Raw genomic sequence first — 18,767 nt, 5'->3', positions numbered from 1 at the left:
TGCTTCGTGGTCTACCTGAGCGTAGCCCTAGACGTTCTCGGGCAACTCCCCGACCCGGTTTTCCCACTTGGTGGAGAGCACGATCGTCGTCCGCGTACGGGAGACGCCCTTGGTGCCGGAGAGCCGCCGGATGGTCTTCTCCAGGCCGTCCACATCGGTGGCACGGACCTTGAGCATGTAGGAGTCGTCGCCCGCGATGAACCAGCAGTCCTCGATCTCGGCGAGGTCGCGCAGGCGGCGTGCCACATCCTCGTGGTCGGCGGCGTCGGAGAGCGAGATGCCGATGAGGGCGGTGACGCCGAGGCCGAGCGACGCGGAGTCGACGGTCGCGCGGTAGCCGGTGATCACACCCGCGGCCTCCAGGCGGTTGATCCGGTCCGTGACGCTGGGCCCGGAGAGGCCGACGAGCCGCCCGAGCTCCGCGTACGAGGCCCGGCCGTTCTCCCGAAGGGCCTGGATGAGCTGCCTGTCCACCGCGTCCATGTGCCTGGAGCCTTCCACATATTCAGCAACATCAAGAGTTTACGAGCAAATCTAAGGCATGCAGGGGACCTGCCCTGCGAAGGTCCGGATGGTGGAAGTCACCTCAGCGGGCGCCTCCCAGCTCGCCGTCCCACCGGGTGTAGAGCTTGTGCGGCACCCCCGCCGCGTCCAGCACGCGCCCGGCGACGAAGTCCACCAGGTCCTGGATGTGCGTGGCGCCCGCGTAGAAGCCGGGTGAGGCGGGGACCACCGCCGCGCCCGCGTCGTCCAGCGTCACCAGGTGCCTGAGCGTCTGCCCGTTCAGCGGAGCCTCGCGCACCGCGACCACGAGCCGGCGGCGCTCCTTCAGCGTCACGCTCGCGGTGCGCTGCAGCAGGTCCTTCGACAGGCCCAGCGCGACCCCGGCCACGCAGGCGGTGCTCGCCGGAACGATCAGCATGCCCTTGACCGGGTACGAGCCCGACGACGGCCCCGCGGCCAGGTCCCCGGCGGCCCAGTGCCGTACGTTCTCCAGGTCCGGCAGCTCGGCCTCGAAGCGGTCCGGGGTGCCGTCGGCGCCGCGCGCCAGCCAGCCGCGCAGGTCCTCGCGCCAGTGCGCGTCGCGGAAGGAGATGCCCGTCTCGTCCTTGAGGGTGAGCCGGGAGGCGCGGCTGACGATCAGATCCACCGCCTCGCCCGCGTGCAGCAGCGCACGCAGCACTGCGGCGGCGTAGGGGGTACCGGAGGCACCGGACACGCCGACGACCCACGGCCGTCGTGGCAGTGCCGGGCCGTCGTTGTTCTCATCGTTGTGCGGCGACTCCACGGGAGCGAGCCTAACCGTTCTCAAGAAGGCGAAGGGCCGCCCAGTGGCCGGCTACACCGCCAGCCCACGCACCAGGAGGTCCGCCAGCGCACATAGGAAGAGCATGACGCCGATGAAACCGTTGGTCGTGAAGAACGCCCGGTTCAGGCGGGACAGATCGTCCGGCTTCACGATCGAGTGCTCGTAGACGAAGGCGACCGCGACGATCAGCAGCCCCGCCCAGAAGAACGTGCCCGCGCCCGTGACCGCCCCGTACCAGGCGAGCAGCAGCGTGGTGAGGACGTGGCAGGCGCGGGCGCCGTACAGCGCCGCGGCGATGCCGAAGCGGGCGGGGACGGACTTCACACCCTCCGCGCGGTCGGCCGCCACATCCTGGCAGCCGAAGATCAGGTCGAACCCGCCGATCCAGATGCCGACGGCGAGGCCGAGGACCGCCGCGTCCCACGACCAGACTCCGGTCACCGCGAGCCATGCGCCGATCGGGCCCATGGCTTGCGCCAGCCCGAGGATGGCGTGCGGAAAGTCGGTGAACCGCTTGCCGTACGGATAGACCACCATCGGTACGACGGCGACCGGCGCCAACGCCAGGCACAGCGGGTTCAGCAGCGCCGCGGCCCCCAGGAAGATCATGACGGCGACGATCGCGCCGGTCCACGCGGACCGTACGGACACCGCGCCGGTGACCAGCTCGCGGCCGGCCGTACGTGGATTGCGGGCGTCGATCTCGCGGTCGATGATCCGGTTGCAGGCCATCGCGAAGGTACGCAGGCCCACCATCGCCACGGTGACGAGGAAGAGCTGCCACCAGTGGACGTGCCCGTCGTCGAGGTACATCGCGGTGAGCGAGGCGATGTAGGCGAAGGGCAGCGCGAAGACCGAGTGCTCGATCATCACCAGCCGCAAGAACGCGCGGACCGGCTCACCCCCGCCGGCGCGGGGCCCGCGGCCGTCACTGCTGCCAGGGCCGAGGATTCCTTCGGCGGCCGACGTCACAGCCCCGGACCGTCCCCGCGGAAGCCGGGAAATCCCGTCTCCGCGCCGCCGTTCCCCTTGGTGGACCCGCGCCTCACAGTCCGTACTCCTTCCAACGCTTGGTCACCCGCTCGGCGACAGCCGGGTCGGACTGGACCATGTTCGGCCAGCCGCTGTCCCGCGTATAGCCCTCCTCCGGCCACTTCGCGGTGGCGTCGATGCCCGCCTTACCGCCCCAGAACTGCTGGTACGAGGCATGGTCGAGGTGGTCGACCGGGCCCTCGACGACGGTCAGGTCGCGGGCGTAGTCGGTGTTGCCCAGCGCCCGCCAGGCCACCTCGTGCAGATCGTGCACATCGCAGTCGGCGTCGACCACGACGATCAGCTTGGTCAGCGACATCATGTGCGCGCCCCAGATGGCGTGCATGACCTTCTGCGCGTGCTTGGGGTACTTCTTGTCGATCGAGACGATCGCACAGTTGTGGAAGCCGCCCGCTTCGGGGAGGTGGTAGTCCACGATGTCCGGCACGATGATCTTGAGCAGCGGCAGGAAGAACCGCTCGGTCGCCCGGCCCAGCGGCCCGTCCTCGGTCGGCGGCCGGCCCACGACGATCGACTGCAGCAGCGGGCGGCGGCGCATCGTGACGCAGTCGATGGTGAGCGCGGGGAACGGCTCCTGGGGCGTGTAGAAGCCGGTGTGGTCGCCGAAGGGGCCCTCGGGCAGCATCTTTCCGGGCTCCAGCCAGCCCTCGAGGATGACCTCGGCGTTGGCCGGAACCTGCAGCGGCACCGTCTTGCAGTCCACCATCTCGATCCGCTTGCCCTGGACGAAACCGGCGAAGAGGTACTCGTCGATGTCGCCCGGCAGCGGCGCGGTGGAGGCGTACGTCACGGCCGGCGGACAGCCGAAGGCGATCGCGACCGGCAGCTTCTCACCGCGTCGCGCGGCCACCTGGTAGTGGTTGCGGCTGTCCTTGTGGATCTGCCAGTGCATGCCGATCGTGCGGCGGTCGTGGCGCTGGAGGCGGTAGAGGCCGAGATTGCGTACGCCGCTCTCAGGGTCCTTGGTGTGCGTCAGGCCGAGGTTGAAGAACGACCCGCCGTCCTCGGGCCAGGTGAACAGCGCCGGAAGCGCGTCCAGGTCCACCTCGTCCCCGGTGCGGACAACTTCCTGACAGGGCGCGTCCTTCACCTTCTTCGGCGGCACGTGCGCCATGCTGCCGAGCTTGCCGAACGCCTCCCGCATGCCGACGAATCCGTGCGGCAGTTCGGGCTTGAGGAGTCCGCCGATCTTCTCGCTGATCTCGTCATAGGACTTCAGCCCGAGCGCCTTGAGGAGGCGACGGTCGGTGCCGTAGACGTTCATGGCGAGCGGCATCGCCGAGCCCTTGACGTTCTCGAAGAGCAGCGCGGGCCCGCCCGCCTTGTTCACCCGGTCGACGATCTCCCCGACTTCCAGGTACGGGTCGACCTCGGTCTTGATGCGCTTGAGGTCGCCCTCACGCTCCAGCGACCGCAGGAGCGAGCGAAGATCGTCGTAAGCCATACGCCCCAGTATCGGCCACGCACTAACCTTGGGGTGTCACCGGGGCCGACGGCGGCCCGTCACCGCAGCAGGGGGCCTTTTTCCACCGTGATCAGATACTTGCCGTTCATCCTGATACTGGCGCTGACGATCTTCGCCTTCATCGACTGCCTCAACACCCCGGAGGACGAGGTCCGCCACCTCCCCAAGGTGGTGTGGGTCATCATCATCCTGCTCTTCTCCATCGTCGGGCCGATCGTCTGGCTGGCCGCGGGCAAGCTGCGGCACGCGCCCGCGGGTGGCAGCACGCCTTCGGAGTGGCACCGCAACCACCGGTCCACCTGGGTCGCACCCGATGACAATCCCGAATTCCTGCACCAACTGCGCGACCAGAACAAGCAGGACGAGTCGCTGCTGAAGGACTGGGAGGCGGACCTGCGGCGGCGCGAGGAGGAACTGCGGCGCAGGGAGGGCAGGGAGAACGGTTCCGGCGCCGGTACGGGCCCTGAGGACGCTTCGCCGGACTCGCCCAAGTCCTGACGTTTTTCTGCCGGTTGGGCCGACGGTTTGGGTCGACGGTTTGGGTCGACGTGGAGCCGCGCCTCGTGTAATTCCCGTCGTTCCTGTGGATGATGTATCGCCGCGGCTGGGCCACCAAGCCCGGACAGGAACGTGTGCCGGCCATCGAGATCGACCGCGCGGGGTTCGAGTGGGCGCTGCGCCACGCCTGTCTGTCGCACTTCCACCGCAGGGTCCATCCGGACGGGCCACGTGGAAGCGGCAGTTGTAGACCGCGCCGACCCGGGTTGGGCACCTCCTCGCCGAAGGCGGGCGAGGAGGGCGGGATCCGGAGCGTGATATGCGGCCGCGGCCATTGCCGTATCGCTCCTTGCAGTTGGGGCTGTCCGGAGAGGCGGCCCGCGCTTACGCCGATGAGTGGACGGTCTCGATCACTGATGTGACGCCACTGGCGCACCGGATCCACGAGCTCGTGGAGCGGGGGCAGTTGGAGGCGGCGGCGGGGCTGCTGCCGGTCGAGGGCCTGTATCCGGCGGCGGACGAAATGCCGGCGCATCTGGGCGATGCGCCTGCGGCCTGATGGCGCCCGATTTGCAGGACTGCGCCGTGTGCTACGAGCTACGGGCTACGGGCTACGGGCTACGGGCTACGGATTGCGGGCGTATTCCGCGTAGAGCTCGCGCCAACGCTGGGGGGTCCAGGCCGTCCAGTCGACCGGGTGTCCGGCCAGGGCCTGGTCGAGGTACTCGAAGTGCTCGTGCCAGCCGGCGAGGCGGCTCACGCGCTCCTCGTCCGGGCCGGTGATCTCGTTGGTGAAGCGGACCAGCGTGCCGAGCAGGATGGGGTCGGGTTCGAGCTGGAAGAGGACCCGGCCGTGGACGTCGAGCGAGAACTCGGCCAGCCGGGGCGGCGCCCAGGCGGTGATGGTCCCGGCGGCGACGGTGCTGTTGCCTTGCTCGTCGGTGTTGAGCCAGCGGAGCGAGACCACCCCGCCGACGATGGGTTCGAGGGTGTGGGCGGAGGCCAGCCAGGTCGGCAGACCCTCGGGGGTGGCGATGGCGGCCCAGACCTGCTCCAGCGGGTGAGGGTAGTGCAGCTCGAACCGGAGGATGTGGGTCTCGCCGAGGGTCTGACTGGTGCCGTAAGCGGTGGCGCCGAAGTCCGGGATCGCGCTCATGGCACCAGCCTGCACCCGTTACGCGGTCAGATGCCCGCGTATGAGTGCTTTCCGGTGATGAAGATGTTCACGCCGTAGTAGTTGAACAGGTAGCAGCCGAAGGCGATGAGGGCCAGGTAGGCAGCCTTGCGGCCCTTCCAGCCGGCGGTGGCGCGGGCGTGCAGATAGCAGGCGTATGCGACCCAGGTGATGAAGGACCAGACCTCCTTGGGGTCCCAGCCCCAGTAGCGGCCCCAGGCGGCCTCGGCCCAGATCGCGCCCGCGATGATCGTGAAGGTCCACAGCGGGAAGACCGTGGCGTTGATGCGGTACGAGAACTTGTCGAGGCTGGCCGCCGACGGCAGACGCCCCAGCACGGAGGAGGCGATGCCGGTGGGCTGCTGGAGGGCCGGGGCGGCGAGCTTGGCCTCGTAGCGGTCGCGGAAGAGGTAGAGCAGCGCACCGACGGCGCCGAGGTAGAGGACCGCGCCGGAGACGATCGCGCAGGAGACGTGGATCCAGAGCCAGTAGGAATGGAGCGCGGGAACCAACTGGTCGCTTGCGGTGTACAAGACACTGACGGCGAGACCGAGATCGAGGAGGACGGTCGTGACCAGGGGGAGTCCGATCCAGCGCACATTCTTGCCCAGCGCGAGCAGGATGAGGTACGCGGCGACGGCGACGGCCGAGAAGGTGGTGGAGAACTCGTACATGTTGCCCCACGGCGCGCGCTCGACCGACAGCGCGCGGGCGACCACACCGCCCGCGTGGACCAGGAAGGCCAGCACGGTCAGTGAGACGGCGATCCGGCCGTACAGATCGCCCTGCTCGCTGGTGCCCGCCGCGCCGGGGCCGTCCGCGACATCGCGGGTGCCGGCGGCGGAGCGGGTGACGACCTTGGGGCGCTCGAGTACGGCGGTGCCGCCGGCCTGGGCGGAGCCCTGCGCGGTGGCCTTGGCGGCGGTGGTGTCGGCTCCGGTCTCGGTGAGGGCGGCGGCCGTGCGGCCCACCGCGCTGCGGCTGCCGAACACCCACTCGGCGATATGCGCGAGGAAGGCGAGGGTGTAGACCGCCATCGCCGAATAGATCAGCACGTTGCTGATATGGGCCATGTTCTCGTTGGCTGCGACAGCGAGATTCACGCGCGCGCTCCTTCAGCAGGATCTGCACAGGTCGGTTCGGAGGCCGGTCGGTCGTCCGCGGGATCGTTCTTGGGTTCGCCCTCGGGATCCCCTGCGGGCTCGTCTGCGGAGACACCACCCTCGGAAGCCTCCGCGGGTTGGTCCTGAGAGGCCTCGGCCCCGGCGGGCTCGTCCTTGGAGTCCTCGGCAGGCCCGTCCTTGGAGTCCTCCGCGGGCTCGTCGGGGCGTCGGTCCGCAGGGCCCTCCTGGGCCGAGGTGTCGTCCGGCGAGGCTGGGGCTTGGGCCTGCAGGGCCATCGCCAGGTCGGCCAGCTCCTCCGGGAGCTTGGCGGACTCGCTGCGGCCGAGTCCGGCCATCTCGACCACTGTCGTACCGTCCTCGCCGCGGACCGCCCGCACCCACACCCGGCGGCGCTGGATGAACAGCGAGGCCGCTAGGCCCAGCAGCGCGGCGACCGCACCGACGAGCGCGGCGCCATTGGCCGGCTGGTAGGAGATCTGGAAGCTGGCCCAGGTCTTCACACCGTCGAAGGTCAGGGAACCCGCCCCGTTGGGAAGGGTGAAGGTCTCACCGGGCCGCAGCGCCTTGCGGAGGAAGTCCCCGGTCTTGTTGTCCTTGAACTGCACCATCTTCCGGGTGTCGAGCTGGTACACGTTCTGCGGCAGCCCGGAGTCGATACCGAGGCTGCCGTGGAAGGCGTTCAGCGACAGCACCGGGTAGTCCAGCGCGGGGAAGGAGGAGTGCGGACCGCGGACGGCGTCCAGCGCGTAGGTGGGGGTGAAGCGCCCCTGGAAGCCCAGTTGGTCCTTCTTGCCGCTCTTGTCGCGGTAGTCGGGGACCTTGATCACGCCGACGGAGGTGAGATTGCCGTCCTGCGGCAGGAAGGGCACCGGACCCTTGTAGGCGATGTCGCCCTGCCCGTCCCGGACGGTGACGATCGGCGCATAGCCGTGGCCGATGAGGTAGACCCGGTTGCCGGCGATGTCGAGGGGCTTGTTGACCTCGATGACGTCGGTGTGCTCCTTGCCGTCCGCGCCCTCCCAGTACTTGACGTGGGCGCGGAACGTACGGGGGGTGCCCTTCTGCGGGCCCGACCGCTCGTAGCCGGCGTCGAAGCCGTGCAGCGAGAAGCCGAAGGGGGCGAGGTTGTCACTGTCGAAGAGGCTGCCGGACTTGAAGTCGTCGTACTGGGTGAGCGTGTTGGCGAAGCCGTCGCCGTCCACGATCAGCTTGCCGCCCTCGGACTTCCACAGCTGCCCGACGGCGAAGGCCACCAGCATCACGATCAGTGCGACATGGAAGACGAGGTTGCCCGCCTCCCGGAGATAGCCCTTCTCGGCGGCGACCGCGTCACCCGCCGTGTGGGCGCGGAACCGGCGCCTGCCCAGCATCCGCTGAGCGGCGTCGAGGACCTGCCCCGGCTCGGCGTCGGTGCGCCATGTCGTGTACGCGGGCAGCCGGGTCAGCCGGCGCGGGGCGGCCGGCGGGCGGCCGCGCAGCTGCCCGACGAACTGCCAGCTGCGCGGAACGATGCAGCCGATGAGAGAGATGAACAGCAGGATGTAGATCGCCGAGAACCACACCGAGCTGTAGACGTGAAAGAGCCCGAGCTTGTCGTAGAGCGGCGCGAGCGTCTCATGGGAGTCCCGGAAGTCCTGGACCTTCATCGGGTCGACACTCGCTTGCGGGACCAGCGAGCCGGGGACGGAGGCGAGCGAGAGGAGGAAGAGCAGGATCAGCGCGACCCGCATCGAGGTGAGCTGCCGCCAGAACCAGCGGATCCATCCGATCACACCCAGGTCGGGGAGGACGGTCGACTCGACCGGGGTGGTGGACAGCTGGGACCCGGCAGCGCCGAGGTCAGCCTCCTCCGGCGCCTCGGCGGCAACGGCATCCGTCTCGGTCTTGGGCATGGTTCAGATCCCCGGAGTGAAGTTGTTCGACCAGACCTGCAGGGCAGCGATCATGCGGTCCCAGATCCCCGTGACCAGCAGGGCGCCGACCGCGACCAGCATCAGCCCGCCGGTCCGCATCACCCACACATAGTGCTGCTTGAACCAGCTGAACGCCCCCAGCGCACGTCGGAAGGCAACGGCGGCCAGGATGAAGGGCAGTCCGAGTCCGACACAGTACGCGACGGTGAGCAGGGCACCGCGGCCCGCGCTCGCCTCGTTGAAGGCCAGGGCGTTGACGGCGGCGAGCGTCGGTCCGATGCACGGTGTCCACCCGACGCCGAACAGCACCCCGAGCAGCGGCGCGCCCACCAGCCCCATCGCCGGCTTCTTGTGGAAGCGCAGCTCCCGCTGGGTGAACCCGCCGAGGACGCCCATGAAGGCCAGGCCCATCACGATCGTGACGGCCCCCAGCACTCTGGAGATCGTCGCCTTGTGCTCCTCCAGCGTCAGGCCGATGTTGCCGAAGAGCGTGCCGTAGGAGACGAAGACGGCGGTGAAGCCGAGGACGAAGAGGGAGGCCCCGGCCGCCATCCGTCCGCGCCGGGCCTCGGCCAGGTCGGTGCCGCTGACCCCGGTGACATACGACAGATATCCGGGCACGAGCGGCAGCACGCACGGCGAGAAGAAGGAGACCAGGCCGCCGAGGACCGCGACGGGCAGTGCGAGCAGCAGAGCCCCGCTGAGGACGGTCTGGTTCATTCCGGTGTCGGCGGTGAGCGCGATCACGCGATCACTTCTCCGCGATGAGCGGGTCGAGCGTCTTGCGCAGCTCGTCCTCGGCGAGTGGCTTGAGCGCGCGCGCCGCGATCTTGCCGTTCCGGTCCACGATGATGGTGGACGGAATCGCCTTCGGGTTCAGGCTGCCCGCAGGGAAGCGCAGCATCAGCTTGCCCACGGGGTCGTACAGGCTCGGGTACGGAACCTTGAATTCCTTCTGGAACATCACGGCCGGCGGCTTGTTCGGGTCCCGGGTGTTGATCCCGACGAACTGCACGCCCTTGTCCTTGGTGGCGCCGGCCACCTTGACCAGGTGCGGCATCTCGGCCCGGCACGGCGCGCACCACGAGCCCCAGACATTGATCACAAGGATCTTGCCCTTGAAGTCGGCCAGGTCGAGCTTGGCGCCGTCGAGCGTCGTGCCCGAGATGTCCGGGAGCGGCTTCCGCTCGCCCTTCTTGACGGTGTCGATGCCGCCGGTGCCCTGGACGAACTTCGTACCGGCGGACCCGCCGGACGTTTCGCCACCGCCGCCGCAGGCGGACAGCACCAGCGCGGCGGCCGCAATGCCTGCGGCTGCCACAGCGGTACGACGGCTGGACGAGCGGCGTCGGTGGGCGGGGTCGGCAAACATGTGAAAAGTTTCGCATGGGCCTATCGGGGATCTTCCGCACCCCCCTCAACCCCCACGAAAACCCCTGTCGCGGGTGTTCACGCGCCCGACAGATACGCCTTCCAGCCGCCCGGCGGGCGCTCGCCGACGCCGAGCCCGCGCAGCTTGGCGAGCACCTTCGGATCCTGGGTGTCCAGCCAGTCCACGAACTGCCGGAAGGACACCAGCCGTACGTCCATCGTCTTCGATGTCTCGGCGGCGCGGACGATGTGCTTGAAGGCATCCTCGACGGCGTTCATGTAGATGCCGCCGTTCCACTGCTCGAAGTGGTTGCCGATGAACAACGGCGCGCGGTTGGTCTCGTACGCGCGCTGGAACCCGGCGATATAGCAGTCGCGGGCCTGCTGCTCCCAGGCCGGGTACTTCGCCGGGTCGCTCTGCGTCGCGTTCAGCGACTGGTTGGCCATCATGTTGTAGTCCATCGACAGGACCTGGAAGCTGCGCCCGGGGAAGGGTATGCGCTGCAGCGGAAGGTCCCATATGCCCTGCTTCTTGGTGGGCCACATCTGCTCCCCGCCCGGGGAGCTCGCGTCGTAGCGCCAGCCGAGCCGCCCCGCCGTCGGCAGCAGGTTGTCCTGCCCCAGCAGACAGGGGGTACGGCCGCCGACCAACTCCTTGCGGTAGTCGAAGGGCAGCGGCTTGAGGTCGGTGAACCCGGTGTTGGTCCGCCACTGTGTGACGAAGGACATTGCCTGGTCGATCTCCGACTGCCACTGGTCGGGCGTCCAGTGCGCCACCGAACCCGGACCGGTGCCGCAGAAGTGGCCGTTGAAGTGGGTGCCTATCTCATGGCCCTCCAGCCAGGCCAGGCGCAGGTTCTCCAGGGTCATCCGGATGTGCTCGTCGGTGAGGTAGCCAATGTCGGATGTCCCGACCGGGTTGTTCGGCGGCCGGTAAAGGCTCTTCTTCGACTCCGGCAGCAGATACAGCCCGGAGAGGAAGAACGTCATCGACGCGCCGTGGTCCTTGGCGAGCTTACGGAAGCGCGGAAAGAGCCCCTTGCCGACCTCTCCCGCACCGTCCCAGGAGAAGATCACGAACTGGGGCGGCGTCTGGCCGGGTTCCAGCCGCTCGGGCTTCGGCTGGTGCGGCTGCGACCCGTAATCGGCCGTCGAACCGTCCCCGATCGGCCGCGGCTGCGGCCGCCCACCCCTGTCGCTGACCACCGTGGCGTGCCGCCCGCCGAGGCCGCAGCCCGCGACGCCCAAGGATGCCGCCGCACCCAGCCCCATTCCGAGCAGCCCACGTCGACTGATCATGACCATCCCACCCCTATCCGGCTCGCCACGCCCGCATCCGCAACGAACGGGCAATGGTCGAGAGGGCGTGGCGAACCGGCGGGTTCCGGGGGGAACCGGGTGGAGGGGTGCTTGTTACGCGTTCGTCGAATTGTCACGCGTCCGCTCGGCAAGCGTCCGCATTCACGCGTCCGCGCCGACGCGCCGGGTCAGGCCCCGAACCCCTTGGTGCCCTTCACCGGCTTGGCGCCCGCGAGCAGATGCGGCGGCACCAGGTCCCGGGCGGGCTCGCTGTACCCCACCGAGACGAGCTTGTCGCCCTGGAAGGTGAACGAGGTCACGCTGGCCAGGGTGCACTGCCGCTTGCGCGGGTCATGCCACAGCCGTCGCCGCTCGGCGAAACTGCGCACGATCCAGATCGGCAGCTGGTGGCTGACGGCCACCGCCTCGTGCCCGCGGGCGGCATCCCGCGCCGCGGACAGCGCCGCCATCATCCGTACGACCTGCTCGATGTACGGCTCGCCCCAGGAGGGCCGGAAGGGGTTGGTGAGGTACCTCCAGTTGCCGGGCCGCCGCAGCGCACCGTCACCCACTCCGAAGGTCTTGCCCTCGAAGACGTTGGCAGCCTCGATCAGACGCTCGTCGGTCGCCACGTCGAGGGAGTGTGACTTGGCGATCGGCTCCGCCGTCTCCTGCGCCCGCTCCAGCGGGGAGGCGACGACGTACCGGATGTCGCGGTCGGCGAGATACTCGGCGACCCGGTCCGCCATCTGCCGGCCCAGCTCGGAGAGGTGGTAGCCCGGCCGACGCCCGTAGAGCACGCCGTCCGGGTTCTTCACCTCACCGTGCCGCATCAGATGGACGACGGTGATCGCGTCGCTCGCGGTACTCGCGGAACTCGTGCTCATCCTGCTCTCTTCGCTGGAACCAGCCATCATGCGGAAGCCTCGGCGGCAGCCCGCGCCGCGGCCGGCAGCGCGGCCGCGATGCGCTCGATCGCGGCGGCGTCGTGCGCCGTGGACACGAACCAGGACTCGAAGGCCGACGGGGGAAGGTAGACGCCCTGGGAGAGCATCGCATGGAAGAAGGCGGTGAAACGGTACGCCTGCTGGGCCTTGGCCTCGTCGTAGTTGGTGACGTCTTCGTCGGTGAAGAAGACGGAGAACATGTTGCCGGCCGTCTGCAGCCGGTGGGCCACGCCCTCCTTGGCCAGCGCGTCGGTCACCAGGCCCCGCACCTCGGCGGAGACCGCGTCCACCTTCTCGTAGGCGGCGTCGTCCAGCAGCCGCAGCTGCGCCAGGCCCGCGGCGGTCGCGATCGGGTTCCCGGAGAGGGTGCCGGCCTGGTAGACGGGGCCGGCGGGGGCGAGGTGAGCCATCACATCGGCACGGCCGCCGAAGGCCGCGGCCGGGAAGCCCCCGCCCATGACCTTGCCGAACGTCATCAGATCCGGTTCCACACCGTCGATGCCGTACCAGCCCGCCTTGCTCACCCGGAAGCCGGTCATGACCTCGTCGGAGATGTACAGCGCACCGCTCTCCGCGCACAGCGACTTCAGCCCGGCGTTGAAGCCCGGCAGCGGCGGCACGACGCCCATGTTGCCCGGGGACGCCTCGGTGATCACACATGCGATCTCGCCCGGGTGGCGGGCGAATGCCTGCCGTACGGCGTCGAGGTCGTTATACGGCAGCACGATCGTGTCGCCGGCCTGCGCGCCCGTGACGCCGGGGGTGTCCGGCAGCCCGAAGGTTGCGACCCCGGAGCCGGCAGCGGCCAGCAGCGCGTCCACATGCCCGTGGTAGCAGCCGGCGAACTTGATCACCTTCGAGCGGCCGGTGAACCCGCGGGCGAGCCGGATCGCCGACATCGTCGCCTCGGTGCCCGACGACACCAGGCGCACCTGCTCGACGGGCGCGACCCGCTCGACGATCTCCTCGGCGAGTGCGACCTCGCCCTCGCCGGGCGTACCGAAGGAGGTGCCGCGGGCCACGGCGGCCTGCACCGCCTCGAGGACCGCCGGGTGGGCGTGGCCGAGGATCATCGGCCCCCACGAACATACGAGGTCGACATACTCGCGGCCATCGGCGTCGGTCAGGTACGGACCGGTACCCGAGACCATGAACCGGGGCGTACCACCCACGGCGCGGAAGGCGCGCACGGGCGAGTTCACGCCGCCGGGTGTCACGACGGCCGCACGGTCGAAAAGCGTCTGCGAAACTGGGGCTTCGTACGGATAGCTCACGCAAGCCATGGTGTCAGAGCCGGACAGGGAGGTGCCGCCGGGCGTTTCGCGGCCCGCGCGCGGGGGAGGTCTCTGACACGATGATCGGGTTGCGCGGCGGACGTCGCGAGTGGTCGGGTGGTAAACATGCAGCGCGGTGGCGAACTGGGTGAGGGGACCGACGGCCTCGGCCCCGAGCGCGCCCATCGAGGGCGTCACCGGCGGGGGCGGGGGCGTGAGCGCGGGTCCGAGCACGAGGCTCGGAGCAAGAGTGGGAGCAGGGGTGGACGTGTGGGGGTGACCTACAAGTACTTCGGTGCACCCGACGGAGCGACCGCCGCTCGGGTCCCGATTTCCATGCGCCCTGAGGAGCTCGGCGGAGACGAGCTGGGCATGGGTGGCATGTTCACCAAGATCAAGCCGGAGACGATGGCCGCGATGGTCCTCACCGGCATCGAAGGCATACCCCTGCACAAGGTGCCGCCGCTCGAGCTCGTCGTCCTGCACCCGGACTACGCCGTGGTCAAGCTGCCGATGACGGTCGTCGACCCGCTGCGCGGAGTGGGCGAGGAGGCGGTCGGCGCGGCGGCCTTCATCTGGTCCACCGTCCCGGACCGCGGCGGCCCGCAGGACGCGTTCAACGTCTACCAGCTGCTGCACGAATGGCAGGACTTCTCCCACCGGCTGCACGAGGCCGGCCACCAGCCGTACTGCCTGGTCTGGCCCTGACCTGGGCTACAGCCCGGCCCGGCGGCCCCTGACCCGGCACTTTCAGGACATTTGCGGCGACCACCGAAGGAAACCGCCCATAGAGTGGTGTCGTGGCTTATGGCCATCTCCTCGAACGGGAGCGCGAGCTGGGCCGACTGCGGACACTGGTCGAGGCCGCACTGGCCGGTAGGGGATGCGCCGCTGTTGTCGTCGGCCCGGCGGGCATCGGCAAGACCAGCCTGCTGGAGAGCGCCCAGGACCAGTTCGCCATCCGCGGGGTGGAGTCCCTTTCCGCGCGGGGCAGCGAACTCGAGCAGCACCTTCCGTACGGGGTCGTCCGCCGGCTCTTCGAGCCCGCGCTGCGCAGGCTGTCGGAGCGTGAGCGGGCGTCGCTGCTTCAGGGTGCCGCCGCGGTGGCGGCGCCGGTGCTGGGTCTGGCGGAGCCTGAGGAGACGCCCGCCGCGGACTCGGCCTTCGCGGTGACCCACGGGCTCTACTGGGTCTGCGTCAACCTCTCCCTGCGCGGCCCGCTGGCACTGGTCGTCGATGATGTGCACTGGGCCGACCCGGCCTCCCTGCGGTTCCTGGCCTATCTGCAGCGGCGGATGGCCGAGCTGCCCGTGCTCGTGGTCACCGCCGCCCGGCCACCGGTGGGCACGGCGTACGCCGAGCTGGTCGAGGCGGTGACCGAGCAGGCCGAGGTGCACCGCATCGTGCCCGCCCCGCTGAGCCTGCGGGGAGTCGCCGACCTGCTGGAGGCGCGGCTGGGCGGCCCGCCGGGCGAGCCGGACTTCATCCGCGCCTGCCACGAGCTCACCTCCGGCAACCCGTTCCTGTGCGGGGTGCTGGCCTCCGCACTGGCCCGGGAGCGGGCACGGTCCGGGAAGTCGTACCAGCCGCAGCGGGTACTGCAGCTCGCCGGGGGGCAGGCCTCGGCCCTCATGGTGCGCCGGCTCAGCCGCCTTCCGCCGGCCGCGACGGCCCTCGCCCGGGCCGTCGCCGTCCTGGGTACGTACGCCGAGCTGCACCAGGCCGCGGCCCTGGCCGGCCTGAACGGGCGCGAGGCCACGGTGGCCGCCGACGTGCTCGCGGCCCGGGAGATCCTGCGCCTCGGGCCCCCCGTCGATTTCGTCCACCCACTGGTCCGAGCAGCCGTGACCGGCCGCATTGCGGCGGCCGAGCGGGCCGTGCTGCACGGCCGGGCCGCACGGCTGCTGGCGAGTCAGGCGGCGGCGCCCGAGCGCATCGCCGTGCATCTGCTCACGGCCGACCCGGCACCCGTGGCGGGGCCCGACGACGCCTGGGCCGTCCAGGCTCTGCGCACGGCGGCCCGCACGGCCGGGCGGCACGGGGACCCGGCAGCCGCGGCCCTGTATCTGCGCCGCGCGCTGCGGGAGCCGGTAGAACCGGCCGTACGCGGCGCGCTGCTGCACGACCTCGGCCTCGCGGAACTGCACGCCGGACGACCCACCACCGCCGCCGGCTCCCTCACGGACGCCCAGCCACTGACCACCGGCCCGCTGGAACGGGCCGCCGTGGCGCGGGATCTGGCCCTGGCACTGGCCACCCCCGGCAACTACGCCCAAGCCGTGGAGGTACTCCGGCGCGCCCTCGACGAGGTCTCCGGCCGGCGCGGCGACGCGCTCGCCGCCGCGCTGCTGGAGGCGGAGCTGCACCAGAGCGCCATGATGGAGCCCTCGCAGTACAGCGACGCCGCGGGCAGGCTCGGCCGCCTCGACCCGGGCGCGGTGCGTGATGCCCGGGGCGAGCGGGCGCTGCTGGCGACCATGGCGACCGAGGAGTGCCTGCGTACCGGCCGTGCCGCCACCGCGCGCCGCCTGTCCACGCGGGCGTTCGAACGCGGCTTGCTCGACGAGCAGGCCCGCTATTCCTCGCTCTGGGCCACCGCGGCCCTGCCGCTCATCTTCGCGGGCACGTTCCCGGAGGCGGCCCGGATCGCCGAGCGGGCCGTGGAGGACGCCCGCCGCCGCGGCTCACCGGTCGCCACGGCGCGCGCCTACGCCGTCCGCTCCCTCCTCAGCCTGCACACCGGCGCGCTGCGCGACGCGGAGAGCGACGCGCGTACGGCGATCGACCTCGGTCTGCAGGCCGGATTCCAGATAGCGCTCGTTCCGCTCGGGGTACTGGTCGAATCGCTCGTGGAGCGCGGGGACCTGATGGCCGCGCAGGCCGCGCTGGACCGGGCGGGCGGGGACGGCAGGATCCCGGAGCGGTTCCTGCACAACTGGGTCCTGCACGCGCGAGCCAAGCTGCGGCGGGCGCAGGGCCGCACCGGGGACGCGATCGCGGACTTCGAGGAGCTCGGCCGCCGCGGTGCCCAGGGCTGGCGGCCCTGGAACCCCGCCATGTTCGCCTACCGTTCCGGCCTGGCCCTGGCGCTGCTGCGCTCCGGTCAACGAGAGCACGCCCGCGCGGAGGCCGGGGAGGAGCTGGAGTTGGCGCTCCACTGGGGAGCCCCCCGCGCGGTCGGAATCGCCCAGCGCACGCTGGCCCAGGTGGAGGGCGGCCCCGACGGGCTCGCACTGCTGCGCCGGAGCCTGTCCGTACTCGACGGCTCGGGGGCGCACCTGGAACACGCCCGCTCACTCGTCGACTACGGCACGGCCCTGCGCAGACTCGGGCACCGGGGCGCCGCGTGGGAACCGCTGCAGGCCGGCATGGACCTGGCCCACCAGTGCGGCGCCATGGCCCTGACCGAGCTGGCCCGGGGGGAACTCGTCGCCGCCGGCGCACGGCCGGGGCGGATCGTACGGGCCGGGGTCGACGCCCTCAGCCCCAGCGAGCTGCGCGTCGCGCGGATGGCGGCGAGCGGGCTGAGCGACCGTGAGATCGCGCAGGCGCTGTTCGTCACCCCGCGCACGGTCCATATCCATCTGGCCCACGCCTGCGCGAAGCTGGGCGTCTCCAGCCGCTCCGAGCTGTCCGTCGAGCTGTCCGGGCGCGCCTACGCCACCTCCGCGGTCGCCCAGCGGCCCTGAGCCTCTCCTACGGGCCCTCCGCGGTGAGAGAGCGCTGGATCGTCGGGTCGACCCGGACCCGGCGGCCGCCGCACCCTGCCGCCTGCCCCCGACGGCTGCGTCGCCTGGCGGTCTCGCCCGGCGCGCGGAGCCCTGAGCACCGCGCCCACCCGCCGGCCCCGAGCCGACGACCGAGCGCGGAGCCCTGAGCGCCGCGCTCACCCGCAGGCCCGGAGCCGACGACCGGTGATCATGTACCTGCCGCGACAGCACTGATGTCCGCCTATGCTGCGGTACGGATCACCAAGCCGCCCCGAGGAGAGCACATGACCACCTCCCGTACCGCAGTCGTCACCGGCGCGAGCAGCGGGATCGGCGCCGCGACCGCCCGGCGACTGGCCTCGGCCGGCTACCGCGTGGTGCTCACGGCACGCCGCAAGGACCGGATCGAGGCCCTGGCCGCCGAGCTGACGGCAGCGGGCCACGAAGCCGTCCCGTACGCCCTGGACGTCACCGACCGCGCCGCCGTAGACGCCTTCGCCGCCACCCTCGACCGCTGCGATGTCCTGGTGAACAACGCGGGCGGGGCCCTCGGGGCCGACCCCGTCGCCACCGCCGACCCGGCCGACTGGCGCACGATGTACGAGGTCAACGTGCTCGGCGTGCTGCACGCCACCCAGGCGCTGCTCCCGGCCCTCACCGCCTCCGGGGACGGCACGGTCGTGATCGTCTCCTCCACCGCGGCCCATGCACCGTACGAGGGCGGCGGCGGTTACGTGGCGGCCAAGCACGCGGCGCGCACCATCGCCGAGACCCTGCGCCTGGAGCTGTGCGGCGACCCGGTCCGCGTCATCGAGATCGCCCCCGGCATGGTCAAGACCGACGAGTTCGCGGTGACCCGGTTCCGCGGCGACCAGGAGAAGGCGGCCGCGGTCTACGCGGGCGTCGCCGAGCCGCTGACCGCCGACGACGTGGCGGACACCATCGCCTGGGCGGTCACCCGCCCCTCCCACGTCAACATCGACCTCCTGGTGGTCCGGCCCCGCGCCCAGGCCTCCAACACCAAGGTGCACCGCGAGATCTGACCCACCGGACCGGCGGGGGTCAATTCGGTGGCAGGCCGCCCGATGCGTTGCTTGGATCCTGAACGTGATATCTGCGGATCGTGCCGATGGCGGTGAACGGGCCCTGCTGGACCGGCTCGAGGAGCACTTGCGAGCCTTCACCCACCGTACGAGCCCCGAGTTGGTCGCCGCACTCCCCAACTCCCGGCGGGGACACCTCACATGGACCTCGCCCGGGCGTGGCTGTGGGACGGCAACCGAGACAAGGCGCTCGCCGAGTTGGAGACCGCCGAGCGGATCGCCCCGCAGCTCGTACGCAATCACCCGATCGCCCGCTCGACGCTGCGGAGCATCGTCTACGCCGAGCGCACAGCGACGCGCCACTCGCGCGTAGGGGCGCATCGACCGGTCGAAAGCGCGCGGCTGTCAGTGGGGGGTGTTGATCGCGCGCGTGCGCGATCAAGGTCACGACCGGTCGCAGCGCGACATCCACGGCAGTGTCGCGACGTTCCGGAGCTGCTGCATCGCCGCGCCCTCGACCGCCGCCGGGTCCGTCCACATCCGAATAGGCACCCGTGCGCCGGGCACTTCGGTATACGACATCAGTT

The 18,767-nt window shown here is 70.6% G+C and carries 16 protein-coding genes and 2 pseudogenes; 6 read left to right on the top strand and 12 right to left on the bottom strand.

Annotation, left to right across the window (positions count from 1 at the left end; translation table 11 throughout):
- Positions 1–27: 27 nt before the first annotated feature.
- From ACY34J_RS17550 to ACY34J_RS17535, 4 genes are all read right to left on the bottom strand, one after another.
- A complete protein-coding gene (locus ACY34J_RS17550) occupies positions 28–483 on the bottom strand; it encodes an Lrp/AsnC family transcriptional regulator (RefSeq protein ID WP_462727457.1) in 456 nt (151 codons plus the stop codon).
- Positions 484–586: 103 nt separating this feature from the next.
- A complete protein-coding gene (locus ACY34J_RS17545; protein WP_462727493.1) occupies positions 587–1,246 on the bottom strand; it encodes a UbiX family flavin prenyltransferase in 660 nt (219 codons plus the stop codon).
- A gap of 93 nt (positions 1,247–1,339) precedes the next feature.
- The gene (mqnP, locus tag ACY34J_RS17540) at positions 1,340–2,260 is read right to left on the bottom strand and encodes a menaquinone biosynthesis prenyltransferase MqnP (RefSeq protein WP_462727494.1); all 921 of its coding nucleotides are present in this window, start codon (positions 2,258–2,260) and stop codon (positions 1,340–1,342) included.
- A 94-nt stretch (positions 2,261–2,354) separates the two neighbouring features.
- On the bottom strand, positions 2,355–3,806 hold the full coding sequence (locus ACY34J_RS17535) for a menaquinone biosynthesis decarboxylase (protein ID WP_462727458.1): 1,452 nt from the start codon (positions 3,804–3,806) through the stop codon (positions 2,355–2,357).
- Positions 3,807–3,893: 87 nt separating this feature from the next.
- On the opposite strand from ACY34J_RS17535, the gene ACY34J_RS17530 reads away from it, so the two are divergent.
- Both ACY34J_RS17530 and ACY34J_RS17525 read left to right on the top strand, forming a co-directional pair.
- Complete coding sequence (locus ACY34J_RS17530) at positions 3,894–4,325, top strand: PLD nuclease N-terminal domain-containing protein (RefSeq protein ID WP_462727459.1); 432 nt, start codon at positions 3,894–3,896, stop codon at positions 4,323–4,325.
- Between the two features lie 74 nt (positions 4,326–4,399).
- Positions 4,400–4,884, top strand: a pseudogene (locus tag ACY34J_RS17525) (DUF4291 family protein); the annotation flags it as partial.
- Positions 4,885–4,950: 66 nt separating this feature from the next.
- Here ACY34J_RS17525 and ACY34J_RS17520 read toward each other — a convergent pair.
- The 8 genes from ACY34J_RS17520 to hemL form a co-directional block, all read right to left on the bottom strand.
- Positions 4,951–5,481, bottom strand: a complete 531-nt coding sequence (locus ACY34J_RS17520) for an SRPBCC domain-containing protein (protein WP_462727460.1) — start codon at positions 5,479–5,481, stop codon at positions 4,951–4,953.
- 26 nt (positions 5,482–5,507) lie between these two features.
- A complete protein-coding gene (gene ccsB, locus ACY34J_RS17515; protein ID WP_462727461.1) occupies positions 5,508–6,602 on the bottom strand; it encodes a c-type cytochrome biogenesis protein CcsB in 1,095 nt (364 codons plus the stop codon).
- Positions 6,599–8,515 (bottom strand): cytochrome c biogenesis protein ResB, encoded by a 1,917-nt coding sequence (gene resB / locus ACY34J_RS17510; protein WP_462727462.1) that lies wholly within the window; start codon positions 8,513–8,515, stop codon positions 6,599–6,601. The genes ccsB and resB overlap by 4 nt, the downstream gene beginning before the upstream one ends.
- A 3-nt stretch (positions 8,516–8,518) precedes the next feature.
- On the bottom strand, positions 8,519–9,256 hold the full coding sequence (locus tag ACY34J_RS17505; protein WP_462727495.1) for a cytochrome c biogenesis CcdA family protein: 738 nt from the start codon (positions 9,254–9,256) through the stop codon (positions 8,519–8,521).
- A 31-nt stretch (positions 9,257–9,287) separates the two neighbouring features.
- Entirely contained in the window at positions 9,288–9,908 is a 621-nt protein-coding gene (locus tag ACY34J_RS17500) for a TlpA family protein disulfide reductase (protein ID WP_462727463.1), read from the bottom strand.
- A 77-nt stretch (positions 9,909–9,985) separates the two neighbouring features.
- On the bottom strand, positions 9,986–11,212 hold the full coding sequence (locus tag ACY34J_RS17495) for a polysaccharide deacetylase family protein (RefSeq protein WP_462727464.1): 1,227 nt from the start codon (positions 11,210–11,212) through the stop codon (positions 9,986–9,988).
- Between the two features lie 182 nt (positions 11,213–11,394).
- Entirely contained in the window at positions 11,395–12,093 is a 699-nt protein-coding gene (locus tag ACY34J_RS17490; protein WP_462727465.1) for a histidine phosphatase family protein, read from the bottom strand.
- Positions 12,094–12,119: 26 nt separating this feature from the next.
- On the bottom strand, positions 12,120–13,436 hold the full coding sequence (gene hemL, locus ACY34J_RS17485; RefSeq protein WP_462727466.1) for a glutamate-1-semialdehyde 2,1-aminomutase: 1,317 nt from the start codon (positions 13,434–13,436) through the stop codon (positions 12,120–12,122).
- Positions 13,437–13,553: 117 nt separating this feature from the next.
- Here hemL and ACY34J_RS17480 point away from each other — a divergent pair, with 117 nt between their 5' ends.
- From ACY34J_RS17480 to ACY34J_RS17465, 4 genes and pseudogenes are all read left to right on the top strand, one after another.
- Positions 13,554–14,135 (top strand): hypothetical protein, encoded by a 582-nt coding sequence (locus ACY34J_RS17480; protein ID WP_462727467.1) that lies wholly within the window; start codon positions 13,554–13,556, stop codon positions 14,133–14,135.
- 92 nt (positions 14,136–14,227) lie between these two features.
- Positions 14,228–17,116, top strand: a complete 2,889-nt coding sequence (locus ACY34J_RS17475; protein WP_462727468.1) for a helix-turn-helix transcriptional regulator — start codon at positions 14,228–14,230, stop codon at positions 17,114–17,116.
- A gap of 305 nt (positions 17,117–17,421) precedes the next feature.
- Positions 17,422–18,180, top strand: coding sequence for an SDR family NAD(P)-dependent oxidoreductase (locus tag ACY34J_RS17470; RefSeq protein WP_462727469.1), 759 nt, complete (start codon positions 17,422–17,424; stop codon positions 18,178–18,180).
- Positions 18,181–18,325: 145 nt separating this feature from the next.
- Positions 18,326–18,540: pseudogene (locus tag ACY34J_RS17465) on the top strand (helix-turn-helix domain-containing protein); the annotation flags it as partial.
- Positions 18,541–18,767: the final 227 nt, after the last annotated feature.

This window comes from Streptomyces sp. HSS9-12 (genome assembly GCF_054963655.1).
This window is presented reverse-complemented; position numbering and strand designations above follow the sequence as displayed.

What these genes read in the sequence shown, in the direction of transcription:
- ACY34J_RS17550 (WP_462727457.1), bottom strand. Translation starts at nt 483, where the DNA reads ATGGACGCGGTGGACAGGCAGCTCATCCAGGCCCTTCGGGAGAACGGC.
- ACY34J_RS17535 (WP_462727458.1), bottom strand. Translation starts at nt 3,806, where the DNA reads ATGGCTTACGACGATCTTCGCTCGCTCCTGCGGTCGCTGGAGCGTGAG.
- ACY34J_RS17520 (WP_462727460.1), bottom strand. Translation starts at nt 5,481, where the DNA reads ATGAGCGCGATCCCGGACTTCGGCGCCACCGCTTACGGCACCAGTCAG.
- resB (WP_462727462.1), bottom strand. Translation starts at nt 8,515, where the DNA reads ATGCCCAAGACCGAGACGGATGCCGTTGCCGCCGAGGCGCCGGAGGAG.
- ACY34J_RS17505 (WP_462727495.1), bottom strand. Translation starts at nt 9,256, where the DNA reads ATGAACCAGACCGTCCTCAGCGGGGCTCTGCTGCTCGCACTGCCCGTC.
- ACY34J_RS17500 (WP_462727463.1), bottom strand. Translation starts at nt 9,908, where the DNA reads ATGTTTGCCGACCCCGCCCACCGACGCCGCTCGTCCAGCCGTCGTACC.
- ACY34J_RS17495 (WP_462727464.1), bottom strand. Translation starts at nt 11,212, where the DNA reads ATGGTCATGATCAGTCGACGTGGGCTGCTCGGAATGGGGCTGGGTGCG.
- ACY34J_RS17490 (WP_462727465.1), bottom strand. Translation starts at nt 12,093, where the DNA reads ATGAGCACGAGTTCCGCGAGTACCGCGAGCGACGCGATCACCGTCGTC.
- hemL (WP_462727466.1), bottom strand. Translation starts at nt 13,436, where the DNA reads ATGGCTTGCGTGAGCTATCCGTACGAAGCCCCAGTTTCGCAGACGCTT.
- ACY34J_RS17480 (WP_462727467.1), top strand. Translation starts at nt 13,554, where the DNA reads ATGCAGCGCGGTGGCGAACTGGGTGAGGGGACCGACGGCCTCGGCCCC.
- ACY34J_RS17470 (WP_462727469.1), top strand. Translation starts at nt 17,422, where the DNA reads ATGACCACCTCCCGTACCGCAGTCGTCACCGGCGCGAGCAGCGGGATC.